The 20,288-nt window shown below is 39.3% G+C and carries 21 protein-coding genes; 17 read left to right on the top strand and 4 right to left on the bottom strand.

Annotation, left to right across the window (positions count from 1 at the left end; all coding sequences use genetic code 11):
- Window positions 1–495: 495 nt before the first annotated feature.
- Window positions 496–1,125, bottom strand: a complete 630-nt coding sequence (gene trhA, locus PSH54_RS11040) for a PAQR family membrane homeostasis protein TrhA (RefSeq protein ID WP_055254106.1) — start codon at window positions 1,123–1,125, stop codon at window positions 496–498.
- Between the two features lie 167 nt (window positions 1,126–1,292).
- Here trhA and PSH54_RS11045 point away from each other — a divergent pair, with 167 nt between their 5' ends.
- The 16 genes from PSH54_RS11045 to PSH54_RS11120 all read left to right on the top strand — a co-directional run bounded on the left by PSH54_RS11045 (window position 1,293) and on the right by PSH54_RS11120 (window position 13,156).
- On the top strand, window positions 1,293–1,652 hold the full coding sequence (locus PSH54_RS11045) for a hypothetical protein (RefSeq protein WP_024031760.1): 360 nt from the start codon (window positions 1,293–1,295) through the stop codon (window positions 1,650–1,652).
- A 225-nt stretch (window positions 1,653–1,877) separates the two neighbouring features.
- Window positions 1,878–2,156, top strand: a complete 279-nt coding sequence (locus tag PSH54_RS11050; RefSeq protein WP_055254108.1) for a hypothetical protein — start codon at window positions 1,878–1,880, stop codon at window positions 2,154–2,156.
- A 223-nt stretch (window positions 2,157–2,379) separates the two neighbouring features.
- A complete protein-coding gene (locus tag PSH54_RS11055; protein WP_004586417.1) occupies window positions 2,380–2,961 on the top strand; it encodes an LON peptidase substrate-binding domain-containing protein in 582 nt (193 codons plus the stop codon).
- A 69-nt stretch (window positions 2,962–3,030) separates the two neighbouring features.
- Complete coding sequence (locus PSH54_RS11060) at window positions 3,031–3,654, top strand: sigma-70 family RNA polymerase sigma factor (RefSeq protein ID WP_273606143.1); 624 nt, start codon at window positions 3,031–3,033, stop codon at window positions 3,652–3,654.
- Window positions 3,647–4,327, top strand: coding sequence for a ChrR family anti-sigma-E factor (locus tag PSH54_RS11065; protein ID WP_055254112.1), 681 nt, complete (start codon window positions 3,647–3,649; stop codon window positions 4,325–4,327). The genes PSH54_RS11060 and PSH54_RS11065 overlap by 8 nt, the downstream gene beginning before the upstream one ends.
- An 8-nt stretch (window positions 4,328–4,335) precedes the next feature.
- Window positions 4,336–5,289: a YbgA family protein gene (locus PSH54_RS11070; protein WP_055254114.1), complete on the top strand. Its 954-nt coding sequence runs from the start codon at window positions 4,336–4,338 to the stop codon at window positions 5,287–5,289.
- A complete protein-coding gene (phrB, locus tag PSH54_RS11075; protein WP_273606144.1) occupies window positions 5,289–6,680 on the top strand; it encodes a deoxyribodipyrimidine photo-lyase in 1,392 nt (463 codons plus the stop codon). Before PSH54_RS11070 ends, phrB begins: the two co-directional genes overlap by 1 nt.
- 1 nt (window position 6,681) lies before the next feature.
- The gene (locus PSH54_RS11080; protein ID WP_024031753.1) at window positions 6,682–7,110 is read left to right on the top strand and encodes a nuclear transport factor 2 family protein; all 429 of its coding nucleotides are present in this window, start codon (window positions 6,682–6,684) and stop codon (window positions 7,108–7,110) included.
- Window positions 7,111–7,112: 2 nt separating this feature from the next.
- Entirely contained in the window at window positions 7,113–7,823 is a 711-nt protein-coding gene (locus PSH54_RS11085; RefSeq protein WP_273606145.1) for an SDR family NAD(P)-dependent oxidoreductase, read from the top strand.
- Entirely contained in the window at window positions 7,820–9,076 is a 1,257-nt protein-coding gene (locus PSH54_RS11090) for an NAD(P)/FAD-dependent oxidoreductase (protein ID WP_273606146.1), read from the top strand. The genes PSH54_RS11085 and PSH54_RS11090 overlap by 4 nt, the downstream gene beginning before the upstream one ends.
- The gene (locus PSH54_RS11095) at window positions 9,069–9,806 is read left to right on the top strand and encodes a DUF1365 domain-containing protein (protein ID WP_273606147.1); all 738 of its coding nucleotides are present in this window, start codon (window positions 9,069–9,071) and stop codon (window positions 9,804–9,806) included. Before PSH54_RS11090 ends, PSH54_RS11095 begins: the two co-directional genes overlap by 8 nt.
- A gap of 53 nt (window positions 9,807–9,859) precedes the next feature.
- Window positions 9,860–11,122 carry an SAM-dependent methyltransferase gene (locus PSH54_RS11100; RefSeq protein ID WP_004586408.1) on the top strand — a complete coding sequence of 421 codons (1,263 nt, stop codon included), beginning with the start codon at window positions 9,860–9,862 and terminating at the stop codon, window positions 11,120–11,122.
- Entirely contained in the window at window positions 11,097–11,609 is a 513-nt protein-coding gene (locus PSH54_RS11105; RefSeq protein WP_273606148.1) for a DUF2878 domain-containing protein, read from the top strand. The genes PSH54_RS11100 and PSH54_RS11105 overlap by 26 nt, the downstream gene beginning before the upstream one ends.
- Window positions 11,610–11,659: 50 nt before the next feature.
- Entirely contained in the window at window positions 11,660–12,133 is a 474-nt protein-coding gene (locus tag PSH54_RS11110) for a chalcone isomerase family protein (protein WP_248462128.1), read from the top strand.
- A 1-nt stretch (window position 12,134) separates the two neighbouring features.
- Window positions 12,135–12,674 (top strand): DUF3833 domain-containing protein, encoded by a 540-nt coding sequence (locus tag PSH54_RS11115; RefSeq protein WP_273606149.1) that lies wholly within the window; start codon window positions 12,135–12,137, stop codon window positions 12,672–12,674.
- Between the two features lie 206 nt (window positions 12,675–12,880).
- Window positions 12,881–13,156 carry an HU family DNA-binding protein gene (locus tag PSH54_RS11120; RefSeq protein WP_004586404.1) on the top strand — a complete coding sequence of 92 codons (276 nt, stop codon included), beginning with the start codon at window positions 12,881–12,883 and terminating at the stop codon, window positions 13,154–13,156.
- A gap of 206 nt (window positions 13,157–13,362) precedes the next feature.
- Here the strand turns inward: PSH54_RS11120 and ilvN are convergent, their stop codons facing one another.
- Window positions 13,363–13,860, bottom strand: coding sequence for an acetolactate synthase small subunit (ilvN, locus tag PSH54_RS11125; protein ID WP_004586403.1), 498 nt, complete (start codon window positions 13,858–13,860; stop codon window positions 13,363–13,365).
- Window positions 13,860–15,584: an acetolactate synthase 3 large subunit gene (locus PSH54_RS11130; RefSeq protein WP_054981927.1), complete on the bottom strand. Its 1,725-nt coding sequence runs from the start codon at window positions 15,582–15,584 to the stop codon at window positions 13,860–13,862. Before PSH54_RS11130 ends, ilvN begins: the two co-directional genes overlap by 1 nt.
- Window positions 15,585–16,028: 444 nt before the next feature.
- Between PSH54_RS11130 and PSH54_RS11135 the strand changes: the two genes are divergently transcribed.
- On the top strand, window positions 16,029–19,028 hold the full coding sequence (locus tag PSH54_RS11135; RefSeq protein WP_273606150.1) for an immune inhibitor A domain-containing protein: 3,000 nt from the start codon (window positions 16,029–16,031) through the stop codon (window positions 19,026–19,028).
- A 204-nt stretch (window positions 19,029–19,232) separates the two neighbouring features.
- Here the strand turns inward: PSH54_RS11135 and PSH54_RS11140 are convergent, their stop codons facing one another.
- Entirely contained in the window at window positions 19,233–20,240 is a 1,008-nt protein-coding gene (locus PSH54_RS11140; RefSeq protein ID WP_055019049.1) for an isocitrate dehydrogenase, read from the bottom strand.
- Window positions 20,241–20,288: the final 48 nt, after the last annotated feature.

A 20,288-nucleotide genomic window follows, 5' to 3' on the forward strand; every position in this document is an offset into this window, starting at 1 on the left:
AATAGACGTAAAAGTGAGTGTGGTTGTAAAATATTGAGTATAAGTAGCAACTTACTAATCTAGCACTTGCCTCACTTATAGAGTCAGCTTGTAATGCGCCCACTTTGTATCTCCTTTTACGTATTTGCTTGGCCAAGGTTTTACTGACCATTTATATTGAAGGAGCAATAGATATGCCATAGCGTTACATTTAAAATCTGAAGCTATGTCACTTATTTTAAATCATTTATTTTTAAACTAGGAAAAGAGTAAGTGAATAAAATGGGTAAAAAATGGATAAGAGTACCGAAAATGTTACACGCTGTTTATCGAGCTAGTTAACTAGGCGAGTAAGGTAAAGTGATAGGCTTATAGTCAAAGCCGTAAATAACAGCGTCTTAAATTAAGGCGGTGATATCGCTTAAGCTACAACGCGCTTTTATCGCGTTTTTATATAGAAGGGTAGCCAAATTATTGCGGTTTATGTGCGTGGCAGTAAATTACTAATTACATGTATTAATACACGTAATTAGTAATTGAAATGTAGTGGCACACACACCCAGCTATTACAAAGAGGTGCCAAATTGCGTGGCTAAATTGAGTGCTTTTAGCGCTATAAAATAATGTTCCTAAGCTATAAAAAATGCCACCGGCCAGTAACCAGTACAGTGCTTTTACATCAATATTTAAATAAAGTGGGTATACAATCGCAAGGGCAAACCAGCCCATAAGTAAGTAGGTAGCCAGCGAAACTTTTTTATTACCATTTTTAACCAGCACTTTATAAGCAACGCCACCAAGCGCGACTGCCCAAATAAAACTCAGTGTCCCCCAAGACCACAATCCATTTAGAGATAGCAATAAAAATGGGGTGTACGTACCCGCTATTAATACGTAAATAGCGCAGTGATCGCACTTTTTATAAAAAGCGCGTAATTTGGGCTGTACACTGGCGTGATAAAGTGTGGATGATAAAAACAATACAAATAAACTAGCCCCATATACAGCGGTGCTAATATAAGCTTTTACGCTGGTGGCTTGTTTAAATAAATCCCACATTACAAACACAGCAAAAAATATTCCCAGTGCATGGCTTAATACATTGAGTTTTTCTTCTTTGCGAGAATAGGGTGCACCTATAGTCATACTAGTCCTACCACTTATTAATTAAACTTGAGTGTACAGGTGTACGCTCAATGTTTCAATGTCAGCATTGTTACTGTAAATTAGTCACCGTACTTTTATTGATTTTAAAGGGAATTAATCGGGTATAGTGTGGTCGTATAGTCTCAATTAATTAAGGCACGTTTATCATGAAAAAAGAGCTCAAAGCCGTTTTACTTACTGCCATTGTGTATCCTGGGGCAGGGCATTTTTCGCTTAAAAAGCATTTAATAGGCTGTATTTTTGCAGGTGTATTTACGCTACTTTTGTTTATGACATTAGGTGATATTTTGGCTATAGCGCAATGTAGCGCAAATGAAATTTTAGCAGGTAAAATTCCGATGACGGCTTCAGGCATTTTACAAGCCGCCCGTAATCCATCAGGTGAATGTGCTCAGCTTGGGGAATATAAATATCTTCCTTTAATGGTGGTCATTTGGTTACTAAGTATGGTTGATGCTTATCGGTTAGGTAAAAAAGTTAAACCCGATACACAAAATAAAAAGTAATGGTAGTCGTTGTTTTAAACTGCAAATAGTGAACTAAAAATATTTACTAATAGTTAGTCAAAAAATTAAAAAGGTTAGTTAAATTAACCAAGCCTGAATGCTGCGTTGCTATATGGATTTTGATATAGTCTTTAAATATCAATCATTTAATTTTTATTTTTCTGTTGGCACAACCCTTGATTATGTTATTGCGTCTAAACAATATACACAACAAGGAATACCATTATGAAACATTCAATTAAAATCGCTATGGCAAGTTTATTAGTATTAGGTTCTTCGCAAGTACATGCGAGTGAAGTGGACCTAGATGTAACTGATATTATAACGCAAAACGTAACAAGCTATATTAATCAAGCAACGGCAGAACTTGAACAATCAATTTCGCAGAGCCTTAGTTTTGATGCCCAGGCAGTACTTGAGCAATTTGTAAATCAAGCGCAAGAACAAGCTGACGTTACCACGCAGTCTTCAATGCCGGTAACTACGCAAGTTAAAGCTAAATAAGTGTAAAAGGATAAGACGATGAGTAACGAATTAGGATTATTTGCACTTATGTTGGCGCCTGTTGTAAGCATGATTAGTGTTTACTATATGGTTCAAGTAATAAAAAGTATGGGAAGTTGGATCAACTTTTAATTAATAGCTAAATAATTCGATTTGAGTAAGCTGATCGACTTAGTAAAAGCGCACGTAAATAAAGGCAGTGTAATTTAAAGAAGTAGACTTTATGAAACGTGCGATTTTCCCATTACCAATATTTGTCTTACCAGAAGGCTATACGCGTTTGCGTATATTTGAGCCTAGGTATTTAAACATGGTAAAAACCGCACTACAAAATAATGTCGGTTTTGTACTGTGCACCTATCAGCACGACACGCCATTTAATATTAGCGCTCAGGGCTGTTTGGTCGATATTATCGACTTTGATCAAGACCCTAGCAATATGCTACTCATTGATGTGTACGCTGCTAAAAGCGTGCAAATAAATGACGTATACCAAGATGAAAGTGAATTGCGCCATGGCTTATTAAGCGATTGCAATACGCCGTATTGGTACAATGACTCACACAGTGAAATTTCGGCTGATAATCAACGCTTGTCTGATTCTTTACAGGACATATTTTTAAACAATAAAGAGCTTTCTAGTTTATATAGGCAAACCAAGTTTGATAATTTAGCCTGGGTAGCTGCCCGCTGGCTTGAACTATTACCTATATCTATCGATAAAAAACAGCAACTTGCGTTCGAAAGTAACTTTGCTAACTTACTAAACTTCCTCCATACTGTGATCAACAATGAATTTGCCTAAAATAATGTGATCTGCGTTTAATTGCTTGGCGTATAGATATGTACAAAAGCATACACGGGATTAATTATTATGGTAAGTCAACAACCCTCACCACGTTGTGAACCTAATACAGGTAAATATACTGCCATGCCAGAAACGCCAAGTGCAGAGCTTATGCAAGCTCTGCTTGATGTAGCTACTTCGCGAGACAAAAGAGCGTTTGCTTACTTATTTGAATACTTTTCGCCAAAAATCAAACGCTTTGGAATTAAGCAATTTGGCTCTGAGGCACAAGCAATGGAGCTTGTACAAGAAACATTAACCTCAGTGTGGCGTAAAGCGCATTTGTATCACAGCGATAAAGGGGCTGCGACGACCTGGGTATATACCGTAATGCGTAATGCCTCATTTGATATGCTTCGTAAAATGAAAAGTAATAAAGAAGAAAATATAAGCGAAGATATTTGGCCACTTATTAACGAATCTCAAGATACAACACTTGAATTTAGCGACCACTTGGAAGATAAACAAATTAAACGTTACCTAGACAAACTACCAACCGCACAGCGAGAGGTCGTCCGAGGCGTTTATTTCCAAGATATGTCGCAAGAGCAACTTGCTCAACAATTAAATATTCCTGTAGGCACGGTAAAATCACGATTGCGTTTAGCCTTGCAAAAATTACGTAATGAAATGGGAGATCAGCATGATTAAACATCACCCTAGTGAATCTTTACTAGCACAATATTGTTCAGCGCAGTTACCTGCATCGTTAAGCGTTGCGGTATCTATACACGTTGATATGTGCCCAGTTTGCCAAACAAAAGTGGCAAAACTTGAAGCCGCTAATGCAAAGGATGTATTTAGCGATGCGTCATACGCCCCTGATACATTAAATTTAAGTAATGATTTACAAGCGCCAGATTTTGACGCTGACCTGCTAGATTTGATAACCGCCGATGCTAGCATTGATGAAGTTTACGAAGTTGAGCCGGTAACCGTACAAGTTAATGAGCATAACTACGAATTACCACGCGCCTTAACACGTATTTCGCATGGGCGTTTTACGCAAGTGGGTAAGCTTGCTCGCTCTCGCGTTGCTATTGATGATGGCCCATTGCGCTCAAGCCTTTTACATATTGGCGCAGGGGGCGAAATCCCCGAGCATACTCATACTGGTTTTGAAGTAACATTGCTACTTGATGGTGAGTTTAGTGATGAAGAGGGTAGTTACGTGCCAGGAGACTTTATTTGGCAAGATGGCTCTCATCAGCACACTCCACTCACAAAAGATGGTTGTTTATGCTTTACAGTAGTCAGTAGTGCGCTACATTTTAATAAAGGGCTCAGTAAGTTACTTAATCCTATAGGTAACTTGATTTATTAAGAGAATTTATGCAAACAGACACAATAAAAATAGGTATTAGCGCCTGCTTAGCAGGCGAAAAAGTACGTTTTGATACAGGCCATAAAAAGTCTAACTTTTGTATGGATGAGCTTGGAAAACATGTAGAGTACACGCGTTTTTGCCCAGAGGTAGCCGTAGGGTTACCTATTCCTCGGCCAACCATACGCCAAGTACGTGTGGGCGATACAATAAAAGTGTGTCGCCCAGATGGCACTGGCGATGTTGGGCCTAAGTTAACTGAATACGGTAAAAAAGTAGCCACAGAGCAAGCTAAAAACCTAAGTGGTTTTGTTTTTTGTGCGAAAAGCCCAAGCTGCGGTATGGAAAGAATTAAAATTTATAACGAAGCGGGCACCGGCAATACCTCTGAAGGCGTTGGTTTTTTTGCTGAGCAAATAATGAAGCACAATCCATTATTGCCATGTGAAGAAAACGGCCGCTTAAACGACATGCACTTACGCGAAAATTTTGTAATGCGCGTGTACGCCTATAAACAGTGGCAGTTACTAGCATCTGAGCCGCTAACAGTGCATAAGCTTACCCAGTTTCATTCGCAATATAAGTACTTATTAATGGCTCATAATTATCAAGCTTACCGCGACTTAGGTAATTTACTTGGTACTTATAATGGTGATGATATTAACGCTTTAGCAGATGAGTACATTCTTGGGTTAATGAACGGCCTTAAAAAGCCTGCATCACGCAGGAATAATTGCAACACGTTAATGCACTTGCAGGGCTACTTTAAAAAAGACTTATCTAAGGTTGAAAAGCAAGAGCTACGCGATGCCATCGATGAATACCGTCAAGGTTTAGTGCCTTTGTACGTACCGCTTACTTTGTTAAAACATCATCTGAAAGTACACCCTAATGAATACCTAGAAAAGCAGGTGTTTTTTAATCCTTACCCTAATGAACTAAAATTACGTTACGGCATATAATGAATACACTTTTTTGGTTTAGGCGTGATTTGCGCCTTTTTTCTAACGAAGCGCTTATTGAAGCGCTAAATAATGGCGCTAAACAGGCCATTTTTTTTATCTGCGAAAAGCAATGGCAACAACACAACGCTGCTCCCATTCAAATAGATTTACTAAAAAGACGCCTCAATTATATACGCGAGCAGCTAGCGCAGTACGCAATAGAGCTGCATATTTTTGACGCCCCTTACTTCGACGATTGTGAAAGTGCGCTTTTATCATTTTGCGATAAACATCAGGTAAAACATGTAATTGCTAATAAAGAGTATGAGTTAAATGAAGTAAATCGTGATGCGCAAATACTTGCAAAGTGTGATGATAAAAATATTACTTTTACCCTCTATGAAGGAGATGTAATAGCGCCTGTAGGCAGTGTTAAAAACCAAAGTAACGAAATGTACAAAGTGTTTACGCCATTTAAAAAACAGTGGCTTAAACAACACCAAGATACTCACTTTAGCTTATTACCGTGGCCTTTAAAAAAACAGCCGATAAATAACAACGCACAGGCAATTAAAAGTGATGGCAGCTCAGAAAAATGGCCGGTTGATGATGAAAGCTTAGCAACCATTGTTGATAATTTTATTTGCGATAAATTAAGTAGCTACGACGAACAGCGTGATATACCCAGCATTAAAGGCACATCGGGTTTAAGCCCTTATTTAGCTCTAGGTATTATAAGCCCTAAGCAGTTACTGGTTAATATTCAAAACCGCTACCCAGATATTTTAACAATATCTAAAAGTAAAACTTTTACTTGGGTAAACGAGCTTATTTGGCGCGAATTTTATCGTCATTTAATTGCGCAATTTCCTAAGCTTTCTCGTGGTGATAACTTTAACGAAAAGTACAATGGCGTTAAATGGCGTAAAAACGAGGCTGAGTTTAAAGCCTGGTGCGAGGGAAAAACAGGTTACCCACTCGTTGATGCAGCGATGAGACAGTTAGTTCAAACCGGCTGGATGCATAACCGTTTAAGAATGGTGGTCGCCAGCTTTTTGACCAAACATTTATTAATTGATTGGCGTGAAGGCGAGCAGTTTTTTATGCAGCACCTTATTGATGGCGATTTAGCCTCTAATAATGGTGGTTGGCAGTGGGCTGCAAGCACTGGCTGTGACGCGCAGCCTTATTTTCGCGTATTTAATCCTATCACTCAAAGTGAGCGCTTTGATCCTAATGGTAAATTTATACGTAAATATTTACCAGAGCTTGAAAAAGTGCCAGATAAACATATTCATTTTCCTCATGCTTATTTAGCGTCAATAGGGGCTGATAAGCAATGTTACTGGCCGGCAATCGTAGATCATAAAGCAGCTCGCGAACGTGCAATAGCTGCATTTAAGGGGTGATATGGAAACAGCATTACCGGTAGCAAAATTTGTAGAAATATATCAACAACTCGATAAATCAAACCTGCATTTGCTTAATGATATTTACAGCGAGCAAATTAAATTTAAAGACCCAATGCACGAAATACACGGGCTAAGCGAGCTTACCCGATATTTTTCTAATCTATATAGTAATGTTAAGCATTGTCAGTTTGATATTAGCGATACCTACGAGCGTGATGATAAAGCATTTTTGTATTGGACTATGCATTACGCCCACCCAAAACTGGCTTCTGGCAAAACTATATCGGTAGAAGGTCACAGTAAGCTGGTTTTTAAAGAAGGTAAAATTATTAACCACCGCGACTATTTTAATGTCGGTGAAATGCTATACAAGCATATTCCTATTTTAGGTGGCGTTATAAATTACATAGATAAACGAGCAGGGTAGCGATGAATATTTTAATTACAGGTGCAACCTCAGGTATTGGCGAGCAGCTTGCAATAAAGTACGCACAGCAAGGCAACACGGTTATTGCTTGCGGTAGAAACCTTGAAAAGTTAGCTGAGCTTGAAAAACACACCAATATTAAAACGTGTCAGTTTGATGCCACAGACCTCAAAGACATAAAGCAAGCAACCCTTGGGTTTAGTGCTTTTGATAAGGTTATTCTTAACGCTGGTAACTGTGAGTATGTAGATGATGCCCGTAACTTTGACAGCGCTTTGTTTGAGCGAGTTATTTCAGTAAACCTGCTGGCCATGGGCTACTGCCTAGAGGCACTATTACCAAAAATTAGTGCGGGCGGACAACTTGTACTTGTTAGCTCAAGCGTTACGTATTTACCTCTGCCACGCTCTGAGGCTTATGGCGCATCTAAAGCCGGGGTAAGCTATTTAGCGAAAAGCTTAGCAATCGACTTAAATGATGTTGATGTTACGTTGGTGCACCCTGGTTTTGTTAAAACCCCCCTTACTGATAAAAACGATTTCCCAATGCCTATGGCCGTCACTGCAACAGAGGCCGCCGATTATATGATTAAGGGGATCAATAAACGCCGTAAAGAAGTTCATTTTCCTTATCGGTTTACGCTTGTTTTAAAAGCATTACGTATTTTACCGTTACCACTTTGGTTACGTTTAGCAAAAGGATTAGCCCGTTGAAAAAAATAGCAATAATAGGTTCTGGCGTATCTGGTTTAACCTGTGCTCATTTACTGCATAAGCATTACGATATTACTGTATTTGAAAAAAACGATTACATTGGTGGTCATACCGCGACAGTAGAGATATCTGATGCTGGGGTTAAACGCGCAATAGACACGGGCTTTATCGTATTTAATGACCGCACCTACCCGTACTTTGAAAAACTACTCGCGCGCATTGGCGTAGACAGACAAGAAACACAAATGAGCTTTAGTGTTCATAATCAAACAAGTGGTTTTGAGTACAACGGACACACCTTTGCAAGTTTATTTGCTCAAAAAAGAAATATATTTAGGCCTAAGTTTTGGCGCTTGTTGAGCGATATAGTTAAGTTTAATAAATTATGTAAAGCAATGCACAGCGAGCAAAACTACCCTAAAGATCAAACGCTGGGTCAGTTATTAGATACGCACGGCTTTAATGACTTTTTTAAATACCATTACATTTTACCTATGGGGGCGGCAATTTGGTCAACCAGCATCAAAGAGATGCAAAATGTAGGGGTTGAGTTTTTTGTAAACTTTTTTTACAACCATGGCTTACTTGATGTTACAAACAGGCCGCAGTGGTATGTAATCCCTGGTGGGTCTAAGCAATACATTAAGCCGCTTATTAAAGGTTTTGCAGAGCGGATAAAACTAAATACCGACATTGAGAGGGTTACGCGTGTAGATAATAAAGTAATTATTACTCTTGAAAATGGCGAACAAGCTGAATTTGATAAAGTGGTATTTGCGTGTCACTCAGATCAAGCCCTTGCATTACTTGGTGATGCGACTGAGCAAGAACAGGCTGTATTAGGTGCAATTCCTTATACCGAAAACTCGGTAGTACTGCATACAGATACCAGTTTACTGCCAGATAGAAAAGCCGCCTGGGCTAGCTGGAATTACTTACTAAACGAAAACACCGACAAAGCAGCGGTTGTTACATACCAAATGAATATACTGCAAGGTATTGACTCAGATACACAATTTTGTGTAACCCTTAATCACTTAGAAGGGATTAACAAAGCAAATATATTACGTGAGTTTACTTATCATCACCCTGTTTTTAACGAATCATCCATTGCCGCACAAAAACTCAAGCACACTGTTGATGGCCAAAATAATAGCTATTTTTGTGGTGCTTATTGGTATAACGGTTTTCATGAAGATGGTGTTCGCAGTGGGGTAGATGTGGCTAAGCAATTAGGTGTTGAATTTGAATAGCGCTGTATACTTAGGCGATGTAAGGCATCGGCGCTTTGCGGTAAAAAACCATCAGTTTAAATACCCGCTTTATATGATGTGGGTAGATTTAAAAAATCCGTTATTGATTAATAACATTCACCCTATGCTAGGTACTTTTGGGTTTAAAGCACTGCGTTTTAATCAAGCCGATTATTTAAACACACTGCCAAACTCAGAGCCATTAAGTATTATTGAACGTGCACAGTGTCAAATAGAAAAACTAGGCGTTAAAGAGACGTTTTCGCATATTTATATGCTTGGCCAACTTAGGTGTATGGGCATTTATTTTAGCCCTGTAAATTTTTACTTTTACGGTAATAGCACCGATAACTTTAAATATATGGTGGCTGAGGTAAGCAATACGCCGTGGAATGAGCGCCATTATTATTTGGTACCCTTACAAAAAAAAGTGAACTTTAAGAAGGCTTTCTCCGTATCACCCTTTATGAATTTAGATATGGACTACCATTGGCAAGTACAACATACAGCCGATAACACATTAATTCATATAGAAAATAAACGTGGGGATGAGTTGTTATTCGACGCGTCTTTACGATTAAAGCGAAGTCAGTTAACGAAGCAAGAAGTTAATAAATTATTAAAAAAATTTCCTGCGATGACTTTGTCTATTTTCAAAGGTATTTATGTGCAAGCACTTAAGTTGTTTATTAAAAGGGTTCCTTTTTTAGGTCATTCAGGAAAACCTTAGTATAGTTAAACAAGCTTAGTTGCGGGTAGCGATACAATTATAAAGGGTTTAAGATGGAAAAAGTCTCGAGTATAAATTGCCAAGAGCAAACTGGTTGGTTTACAAACTTATATAAAAAGCTAGTCACCAAAGCCTTTGCAAGTATTGAAACAGGCCAAATAGTGTTAGTTGAAAACAGTCGCTCCACAGTATTTGGTCAACAACATTCAGACTTAAAAACCACGATTACCGTTAACGACACTGCCATGTACAAAGCATTTGCGCTATCTGGCAGTGTAGGTGCTGGTGAGTCTTACATTCTTGGGCAATGGTCGTGTGATAACTTGACCAAACTCATCGAAATTTTTGCCATAAACCAAAAACAACTAGATGCTTTTGAAAAAAAATTCTCGTTTTTTAGTGGCCTAGCTCACCGTTTTAACCATCTCAAAAACAGCAACTCAGAATCTGGGTCGAAAAAGAATATCGTTGCACATTACGATTTAGGTAACGATTTATACGAGTCATTTTTAAGCGAGGAAATGCTTTACTCTTGCGCTGTTTATCCATCAAAAGACGCTTCTCTTGAGGACGCTCAACAAAACAAGCTTAAACAAATTTGTGAGCAGGTAGAGATAAACGAAGGCGATTCAGTTATTGAAATTGGCACAGGCTGGGGGGCGTTTGCGATTTACGCGGCCACACATTACAACTGCCATGTGACCACAACAACGATTTCTGATGAGCAATATGCCTATGTGGAAAACAAGGTTAAACAGTTAGGACTTGAAAATAATATAACTTTGCTCAAGCTTGATTACCGTTTATTAGAAGGTCAATACGACAAGCTTGTATCAATAGAGATGATTGAAGCAGTAGGACATGAATACCTACCAAGCTTTTTTAAGCAATGTAATAGTTTGCTGAAAGAAGACGGTGCAATGCTTATCCAAGCGATCACTATTGGCGATCAACGTTATCAACATTATTTAAAAAACTCTGACTTTATTCAGCAGTATATTTTCCCCGGTGGTTGTTTGCCTTCAATTAATGAGATGAGCGAGCAAATAAAGAACAATACCGATATGGTTATTCATACTGTAAGCGACATAGGCGCGCATTATGCTAGAACACTAGCCGATTGGCGCACACGCTTTATTGATAACTGGCACACCCTTGACAGTGACAAGTTTGATGAGCGTTTTTACAGATTATGGTTATTTTACTTTGCTTACTGCGAAGGCGCTTTTAGAACGCGAGCAACCAGCACCGTTCATTTAACGGCGCGTAAACCACGTTTTACTAGTCAAAATGACGAAATTGCCCTTAATTATTAATTTTGTGCTTTTTCAAACAGTGTGGTTTTTATCACTGTTTTTAGAAGCTCAATCTGTTTTATACACCTCTGGTATTGTTGTGCTTATGTTTGTTTTATCAAAGCAGCATAAGCTCTACGCGTTGCTTTTAGTAAAAGCTTTACCAATTGCGCTGTTATGTGAATACCTTGCTGTGCAGCTAAACCTTTTGGAATTTAAAGTATCCCCTTTTCCGCTTTGGTTAGCCTTGCTATGGGCAGCATTATTGCTTTGCTTAAACACATCAATGGCGTTTATTACTAATCTAAAACTTTGGCAAGCCTATTTAGTGTGCTTAGCCTTCGCGCCAATTAGTTATTATTCAGGCGCTCAATTTGGCGTGCTTAGTATTTATTCACCTGTGTGGATGTTTTGGCTTCTGTACGGCGCACTGTGGGCTGCTGCCTTTACATTAATTCTTATTATTAACCAAAAAATTAAAGCGATTATAAATTTTAGCAAGCAATAACAGGAGCTTGTATGAATATCACCGCAAAAAAATGTGCAATAACGGCCGCAATGATTATGGCTACTTTTTTTACCCCATTGAGCTTTAGCGAAGAGCAAACTGACTTTAAAAAAGTGGGCGAGGCTCGCATGGAATATTTATTTTGGGATGTTTACGATGCAACGTTATATACCCGCTCAGGGAGTTACAAACAGGGGGCGCACCCCGTTAAATTTACGCTCACCTATTTGCGAGACTTTGCAGCAAAAGACATTGTTAAAGCCACTAAAGAGCAATGGCAGCATTTAGGTAAAAGTGACTTATCTGCTAAGTATGCTGATAAATTGCTCACTCTTTGGCCAGACATTAAAAAAGGCGAGTCGTTAAGCTTACAAACATCACCAAGCGGTCAGGCTACTTTTTATCATAATGATAAAAAGTTAGGTGAAATTAGTGACTCGCAATTTGCCAATCAGTTTTTAGCTATTTGGCTAAGCCCAAACACCTCAGAGCCAGCACTTAGAAAACAATTATTAGGGATTTAACATGCGCAATATAAATAAATTTAAACAGCTATGTATTTTAATGGCCGCATTATTTTTAGTAAGCTGCTCCGCGCCGAAAGTAGAGTACTACAATAGCAGCAACCCAGAATTTGATTTTAAAGCGTTTTTTAGTGGCGATTTGAAAGCATACGGCGTTGTGCAAGATTATAAAGGCGAACTCACACGTAAACTTGTTGTCACTATGAATGCGCGCTGGGAAGGTAACGAGGGCGTTATAGAGGAAGACTTTGTGTATGACGATGGTGAAACACAAAAGCGTATTTGGTATGTCACCCTTAATGACGATAATAGCTTAGTGGGACGTGCAGATGATGTGCTTGGCATTGCAACCGGTAAAAGCGCAGGCAGTGTGTTTCATTGGAACTACAATGTAGTCTTACCCTACGACGGCAGTACGCTTGAGGTAAATTTTGATGATTGGATGTACCTGGTTACACAATCGCGCTTGATAAACCGAACGTCTATTGTTAAGTTTGGTGTCGAGGTTGGGGAAGTGACCTTAGTTATCGAAAAAATATAGAGCAGTGTGTTATTTAAAGTGTGCCTTTTGTGTACTTAAATTAAGTTTTAGTTAACCCAACACGCTGTATTTTACCGAGAATTATTAAAATTTTACGCATTTTCGAAGTATTTAAGCAAAAAATGCAATTTGCTGTTGCTAACTCCTTAAAAATGCATAAAGATAGGTTTTGCGAAGGCAAAATAATAACGAATAGGAATCTAACAATGAATAAAGCTCAATTAGTTGAAAAAATCGCTACTGATGCAGAAATCTCTAAAGCTGCTGCTACACGTGCACTTGACGCGTTTACTGGCGCTGTAACTTCTTCTTTAAAAGAAGGTAATTCAGTTGCATTAGTAGGTTTTGGTACTTTCTCAGTTAAAGAACGTGCAGCACGTACTGGCCGTAACCCACAAACGGGTGCTGAGATCCAAATCGCAGCGGCAACTATCCCAAGCTTTAAAGCAGGTAAAGGTCTTAAAGACCAAGTAAACCCTTAATTGGCGTTTTACAGAATTTTTTAAAAAAGAGCTATTTAGCTCTTTTTTTTTGCCTGTATTAAAGCAGTGAGCTTACCTAAGTTAAGCTTATTTCCACATGCCTAATTAGGTATTAATGCAGAGCGTTGTAAGGCAAGGCTTAGCATAAAAAATCCCTGCTAATTGCTTAGCAGGGATTTAATATTAAACGCTTAAGCTTTAATTAATTACGCTTTTAACGCTTTGTCACCACGGCCGATCCCTACAGCACCAGAGCGCACCACTTCAATAATGTCGGTTTCATGGCGTAGGGTGTCTAAAAACGATTCTATTTTGTCTGTGCTGCTTACCAGTTGTAAGCTGTAGCTTTGGCGTCCCATATCTAAAATAGCACCTTGGAACACATCTACCACGCGTGTAACCGCTGCACGGGTGGTTTCGTCTTGGGCAAATACTTTAACAAGTAATAATTCACGTTCGATGTGACTCATTTCGGTTAAATCAATAATTTTAAGTACATCAACTAATTTATTAACTTGTTTAGTAATTTGCTCAACGATTCTATCATCACCCATAGTGGTAATGGTGATACGTGACAGTGACTCATCATCAGTAGTGCCCACTGTTAAGCTATCTATGTTGTAGGCGCGCTGTGAAAAAAGCCCAACAATGCGAGATAAGGCTCCCGGTTCGTTTTCTAATAAAATAGATAATATACGACGCATTATGCTTTTACTCCTTTACGTAACCACATCTCATCAATGCCACCTAGTTTAATTTGCATTGGGTATACATGTTCTTTTTCATCAACGTTAATATCTAAAAATACTAAACGGTCGTTAATGCTCATGGCTTTATCTATAGCAGGTTGTAGCTCATCTAAAGTATCTACCTTTATGCCTACATGGCCATAGCTTTCAACAAGTTTTACAAAGTCAGGTAATGAGTCCATATATGAAGATGAATGGCGACCGCCGTAAATCATATCTTGCCATTGGCGTACCATGCCTAATGAGCGGTTATTTAGCGAAACCACTTTTACAGCCAAGTTGTACTGTAAGCATGTTGATAGCTCTTGAATATTCATTTGGATTGAGCCATCGCCGGTTACACACACTGACTCTTTATCAGGAAAGGCAAGCTTAACACCCATAGCTGCTGGTAAGCCAAAGCCCATGGTGCCTAAGCCCCCTGAATTGATCCATTGGCGAGGGTTTTTAAATGGATAATATTGCGCTGCAAACATTTGGTGCTGACCCACATCAGAGCTTACATATGCGTCACCATTAGTGGCTTTATACACTGCTTCTATAACAGCTTGAGGCTTTATTTTATCACCATCGGTGTTGTAGCTTAGGCACTTTTGCTCGCGCCAGCTAATAATTTGTCGCCACCAATCCTCTTGTGCACTGCGATCAATTTGAATACTGCTTTTATCTATGCCGGCTTGCAGTTGCTCCATCACAGTGGCTAAACAGCCCACAACCGGAATGTGTGCTTTAATCGTTTTAGAAATAGAGGTCGGGTCTACATCAACGTGAACGATGGTTGCATTAGGGCAAAACTTTTTAACATTATTGGTTACACGATCATCAAAACGCGCTCCCAGCGCTAAAATTACATCGGCATTTGCCATGGCTTTATTGGCTTCAAGCGTGCCGTGCATACCCAGCATACCCACGTAATTTGGGTGAATACCCGAAATACCGCCTAAGCCCATTAATGTATTAGTGATAGGTGCATTTAGCGATTCAACTAAGCGGGTTAATTGCTCAGAGGTGTTAGATAAAATAATACCGCCGCCTGAGTATATAACCAGTTTTTTAGCTTCTAAAATTGCGGTAACCGCTTTGCGAATTTGTTTAGAGTGGCCCTTTGTATTTGGGCTGTAGGTTCTAAGCTCTGTTGTTTTAGGGAAGTTGTACTCAAACTTAATAGCAGGGTTAAGCATATCTTTTGGTAGCTCAACAACAACGGGTCCTGGGCGGCCAGTACTTGCAATGTAAAACGCTTTTGCCAAAATAGCCGGAATTTCTTCAGCGCTTCTGCAGTTAAAACTATGTTTTACAACCGGGCGAGAACAGCCAACAATGTCAGTTTCTTGGAATGCATCGTCACCAATCAAGCTAGTAGGTACTTGCCCCGATAATACAACCATCGGGATTGAGTCCATATAAGCGGTGGCAATACCTGTAATACAGTTAGTTGCGCCAGGGCCTGAGGTAGCAAGTACAACACCAACTTCGCCAGTAGCACGGGCATAACCGTCAGCCATATGGGTTGCGGCTTGTTCGTGACGCACTAAAATATGTTCAATATCTTCTTGTTGAAAAAGTGCATCGTATAAATCTAAAACCGATCCACCTGGGTAGCCAAAAATATACTTAACCTTCAACTCTTTTAATGCCTGAACAACTAGTTCAGAACCATTATATTCTTGTTTGCTCATCCTCATTCCTCTGTGCGCTGTTTATGCATAAAAAAACCCCCGCGTAGTGCGAGGGTTTTTAAAAAGCAATTTCACTTTTTAATACATCCCCGCTGGGCTTATCACTAAGACCACTACGAGTACGATTAAAAGGTGAAGTTGTTTTTTCATAATTGTCACTTTATAAAAAGCAAAATGCTGCTTTAGATTAAAAATTCTATATGGGGTTATTTTTAAGGGTTTTACGTGCTTATGTCAACCTTGAAAGGGCTGTTTTGGATTAAAATTTCAAATTAATTTGTTTTAGTACTAAAAAGTTGCACGCTATTTGTAGTTATATAAAAAATATGAAGAAATTATGCTAATTTTACCGAGTAACCATAATGGGTAAATAGGTGGTTTGAGCGCTGTGCTTAATGCATATATTAGGTATGATAGAGCAATAATTTATCTGGGGAAGATACAGTGAAAAAAATAATATGGCTTGGCTTATTTCTTTGCAGCCTAAATCTTAACGCAGCAAATACCAGTGCGCATGACCCAGGTATTATTAACAAACAAAGAATAGAGTATTGGTTAAATAAACGCGCTGATACCCAACAAACCACTAACAAGCCAACGGTTGAAAGCTACTTAGCGAATACTGAACGGCTTAACCCTTCGCAGTTAAAACCTGTTTCTACCATGAAAGCCCGCTTAAGCGCTAAGCAAGCCAATAAGCAGCTGCAATATGCAAGTGCGGCTAGCCCTAGCAACGCGCTAAATGAGGTTAAAGTACTGGCTATTTTAATTGATTTTCCTGATTTAAAGTACGATGACAATCAGCTAGTTGATGATGATACCGATATGTATTACGAAAATTATACAAAAGAGCATTACCAACAATTGCTTTTTAATGAGGGTGGGTTTATTGGACCTAATAATGAAACACTTAGCAGCGTATACGATTATTATTACGACGCATCAGGTGCTAGCTTAACTTTTAGCGGGCAAGTATATGGGTGGGTTAGGGCAGATAGTAATGCTAAAACCTATGGTGAGCGCGTAGGCAACACACGCGATATAAATGCCCCCGCACTGATAAAAGAAGCAGTCGAAAAAGCCACTGCACAATTTGATATTGATTTAACGCAATATGATTTAACAGATTTAGATGATATTGACGGCGATGGCATTATCAACGAGCCAAACGGCATTATCGACCATGTTATGGTTTTTCATTCCAGTATTGGTGAAGAATCCGGTGGAGGCTATTTAGGCGTTGATGCAATTTGGTCTCACCGCTACTACGTATTTGATGAAAACAGTGAACCGGTTAGTATTGCGGGTAGTAGCGTTAAGTTATCGGGTTATACGATAAACCCAATAGATGCCAGCATAGGTGTCGTTGCGCATGAATTTGGTCACGACTTAGGTTTAGCAGATGAGTACGATTTACAGTCAAATACCGTGGGTGAGCCTATATCGTCTTGGTCAATAATGTCTACTGGTAGCTGGGCTGGTGATCCTAGGGGGTCGCAGCCCGTTATGTTTAGTGCACAGGCGCTTGAGTATTTACAAAACAGATACCGAGGCAATTGGGTGAACCAGCTTAATTTAACCATGGAGGAAGTGAACAGCCAGCCTCAGCAGTCGCTTGTTTATACTAGCTCACTTTCTCAGCAGCAAAGCCAAATTAAAGTGACACTTGCGCAGCAGCTAGAAAAATTTAAAACCCCGGTTGAGGGTGATTTTCAATTTTACTCTGGTACAGGTAACAACCTAACACACACGCTCTCACAAACCGTGACATTACCTGAGGCGGCTACACCACTGACTCTTAGCTTTTTAGCTTACTACAGTATTGAGCGCGATTATGACCTTGTACAAGTAAAGGTAAACCAAACTCCTTTAGCTGGTAATTATACAATCGAGACAAATCCTTATTATGGCGATATAGGCCCGTATATAACTGGTGATTCGTTTTTACATGCAGATGCGCAGCAACCTAATGGTTTTTTAATGCATGAGTTTGATTTAACACAATATGCAGGACAAACCATTACATTAAGTATTGAGTATATTACCGATACAAACACACAGTATTATGGTTTTGTAGCCGATGATTTAAAAATAACAAACAACAATACTGTGATTTGGCAAAATAACGCAGAGCAGCCAAGTATTAACTTAGCGTTAAATGGTTTTAGCCGCGTGAGTAGTTATATTTATGCTAAACCAGCCCACTACTATATACAGCTACGTGCGCACAGAGGTGTGGATGCCGGCTTACAAGCAGAGCAATATTCACCGGGAGTTTTATTATGGTATAGCAATAGTGCATTTGATAACAACAACACAACTGATCACCCAGGGGGTGGTTTTAATTTAGTGGTTGATGCGGATCAAAAGCCAATTTATCGCGGTACAAGTAGCACCACACTTGCAGATACACCTATACAAGTACGCGATGCTGCATTTAGTTTATATCAGCAAAGTGCAGGTTTAGGCGATCAAGACTTAGCTGCTATTAGTGAGTTCAATGATCATTTTGATTACAGCTTTACGCAGCAGGCTGAATCAGGTGTGGTGCTTACTCCCCAAGGGTTTAACTTTGAAATAGTCAGTCAACACCCTGAAAGTGAAACAGCAGAGCTTTTGCTTAGCTATGATGCGCTACAACAAATAACCACAACAGTAAACGAGGCAACCGTTAGCTTTAATGTAGCCGGTTTAAAGTTAACCCCCACAGATACATTTTTATGGGATTTTGGTGATGGGCAATCGAGTACTGAGCTAAGTCCTACACATACCTATGCCGATTACGGCACCTACAGCGTTACCTTTTCGGCAATGGGTGAGACGACTACGCAAACACAAACTAAACAAATTAGTATCACAAAGCCGCTAGAAATTGAAAATTTAACGTATCAGTTAAACGGTGCGACTTTATCTGCTCAAGCAATCGTAACTGGCGGTGAAGCACCTTACAGCATGAGTTGGCTTATAGATGGTGAACCCGTATCGCAAACTGAAAACCTAGATTACCAATTTAGCTACTCTGGAGATTACACCCTCGCGTTTATAGTAACTGATGCGCAAGGGGTAAGTGTTAGCCAACAGCATGCTTTGAGTGTTAACGCACCGCTGCAATTAAGTACACGCCATACGGCAAATAACTTAGCGGTACAATTTAATAGCTCACCATTAGGTGGATCTGGTAATTATACATATAGCTGGGATTATGGCGATAGCAGCCCACTAGGTACAACGCAAAACCCAAGTCATAATTACCAAGGTGCAGGTAGTTATATGGTAAAACTTGTGCTCACAGACAGCCAAACCAATGAAGTTATAAGTAGTGAGCTAACAGTCTCGGTACAAGAAGCGCAAAGTGAATCGTCATCAAGTGGTGGGGCAATAGGTTATTTAATTGCGCTATTAGTGATAAGTGGGTTTTATCGGCGTACCAGCAATAAAGTTTAATGATTTTGTGAAGTAATACCAATCGACTTAAATATCTAATAACTTAACACCAGTGGTATAAAAGGTGCTGCTCGCTGCATTAAAAATTCTATTTAAAATAAATAGCGTAGTTATGCCAAGTGATGTTATCAGCAAAGGTTAAAATACAAAAAAGCCAGCAATATGCTGGCTTTTTAGGCTTAAAACAAGATTAACCTTGTTAAATTATAAACGGTCGATTACTGATTGAGTGAAATCAGTTGTACCGTGGCTGCCGCCTAAGTCACGTGTTGTGCGATCGCCTGATTTAATTACATCAGCTACTGCGCTACGAATACGCTCAGCCGTGTCGCCCATATCTAAGTGCTCAAGCATTTGGATAGACGCTAAAATTACTGAAGTAGGGTTTGCTAGGTTTTTGCCAGCAATATCTGGTGCACTACCGTGAACGGCTTCAAAAATAGCAGCATCTTCACCAATGTTTGCACCTGGTGCCATACCTAAACCGCCAACTAAACCAGCACAAAGATCAGATAAAATGTCGCCAAATAAGTTAGTTGTTACTACAACGTCAAACTCTTCTGGTGTCATAACTAGCTTCATACATGTTGCGTCAACAATCATTTCAGTTGATTCAATTTGCGGGTAACGCTCAGCAACTTCACGTGCAACTTTTAAAAATAAGCCAGAGGTAGATTTTAAGATATTTGCTTTGTGTACTGCGGTTACTTTTTTACGGCCTTCACGTACTGCTAACTCGTAGGCAAAAGTGATGATTTTCTCAGCGCCTTCGCGAGTAATTACAGATTTAGCTTCTGCTTCGTTACCGTCTTCACTTACTACTTGGCCTACACCTGAGTACATACCTTGGGTATTTTCACGAATAGTAATGATATCGATATCATCGTAACGTGCTTTAGTACCAACAAAAGATTTAACAGGGCGTACGTTTGCGTATAAACCAAACTGCTTACGTAATGTTACGTTAATAGACGTAAAACCTTCACCTACCGGCGTCGTTAGTGGGCCTTTAAGAGTGATTTTGTTTTTAGCGATTGTATCAATTGTTTCTTGAGGAAGTAGCTCGCCAGTTTTTTCTAGTGCAGCAAGGCCTGCATCAACAAATTCATAATCAAAATCGCAACCTGCGGCTTTTAATATTTCAAGTGCTGAGTCGATAATGCTCGGACCGATGCCGTCGCCTTTGATCACTGTGATGGTTTGTTTGGCCATTGACTTTTCCTTTAAAAGAATAAAAAACGCACATAAATTATTACTAAT

This window comes from Pseudoalteromonas sp. Angola-30 (assembly GCF_028599215.1).
Classification (GTDB): domain Bacteria; phylum Pseudomonadota; class Gammaproteobacteria; order Enterobacterales; family Alteromonadaceae; genus Pseudoalteromonas; species Pseudoalteromonas atlantica.

Coding starts and splice junctions, on each gene's coding strand:
- trhA (WP_055254106.1), bottom strand. CDS start 1,125: ATGACTATAGGTGCACCCTATTCTCGCAAAGAAGAAAAACTCAATGTA.
- PSH54_RS11045 (WP_024031760.1), top strand. CDS start 1,293: ATGAAAAAAGAGCTCAAAGCCGTTTTACTTACTGCCATTGTGTATCCT.
- PSH54_RS11050 (WP_055254108.1), top strand. CDS start 1,878: ATGAAACATTCAATTAAAATCGCTATGGCAAGTTTATTAGTATTAGGT.
- PSH54_RS11055 (WP_004586417.1), top strand. CDS start 2,380: ATGAAACGTGCGATTTTCCCATTACCAATATTTGTCTTACCAGAAGGC.
- PSH54_RS11060 (WP_273606143.1), top strand. CDS start 3,031: ATGGTAAGTCAACAACCCTCACCACGTTGTGAACCTAATACAGGTAAA.
- PSH54_RS11065 (WP_055254112.1), top strand. CDS start 3,647: ATGATTAAACATCACCCTAGTGAATCTTTACTAGCACAATATTGTTCA.
- PSH54_RS11070 (WP_055254114.1), top strand. CDS start 4,336: ATGCAAACAGACACAATAAAAATAGGTATTAGCGCCTGCTTAGCAGGC.
- phrB (WP_273606144.1), top strand. CDS start 5,289: ATGAATACACTTTTTTGGTTTAGGCGTGATTTGCGCCTTTTTTCTAAC.
- PSH54_RS11080 (WP_024031753.1), top strand. CDS start 6,682: ATGGAAACAGCATTACCGGTAGCAAAATTTGTAGAAATATATCAACAA.
- PSH54_RS11085 (WP_273606145.1), top strand. CDS start 7,113: ATGAATATTTTAATTACAGGTGCAACCTCAGGTATTGGCGAGCAGCTT.
- PSH54_RS11100 (WP_004586408.1), top strand. CDS start 9,860: ATGGAAAAAGTCTCGAGTATAAATTGCCAAGAGCAAACTGGTTGGTTT.
- PSH54_RS11105 (WP_273606148.1), top strand. CDS start 11,097: ATGACGAAATTGCCCTTAATTATTAATTTTGTGCTTTTTCAAACAGTG.
- PSH54_RS11110 (WP_248462128.1), top strand. CDS start 11,660: ATGATTATGGCTACTTTTTTTACCCCATTGAGCTTTAGCGAAGAGCAA.
- PSH54_RS11115 (WP_273606149.1), top strand. CDS start 12,135: ATGCGCAATATAAATAAATTTAAACAGCTATGTATTTTAATGGCCGCA.
- PSH54_RS11120 (WP_004586404.1), top strand. CDS start 12,881: ATGAATAAAGCTCAATTAGTTGAAAAAATCGCTACTGATGCAGAAATC.
- ilvN (WP_004586403.1), bottom strand. CDS start 13,860: ATGCGTCGTATATTATCTATTTTATTAGAAAACGAACCGGGAGCCTTA.
- PSH54_RS11130 (WP_054981927.1), bottom strand. CDS start 15,584: ATGAGCAAACAAGAATATAATGGTTCTGAACTAGTTGTTCAGGCATTA.
- PSH54_RS11140 (WP_055019049.1), bottom strand. CDS start 20,240: ATGGCCAAACAAACCATCACAGTGATCAAAGGCGACGGCATCGGTCCG.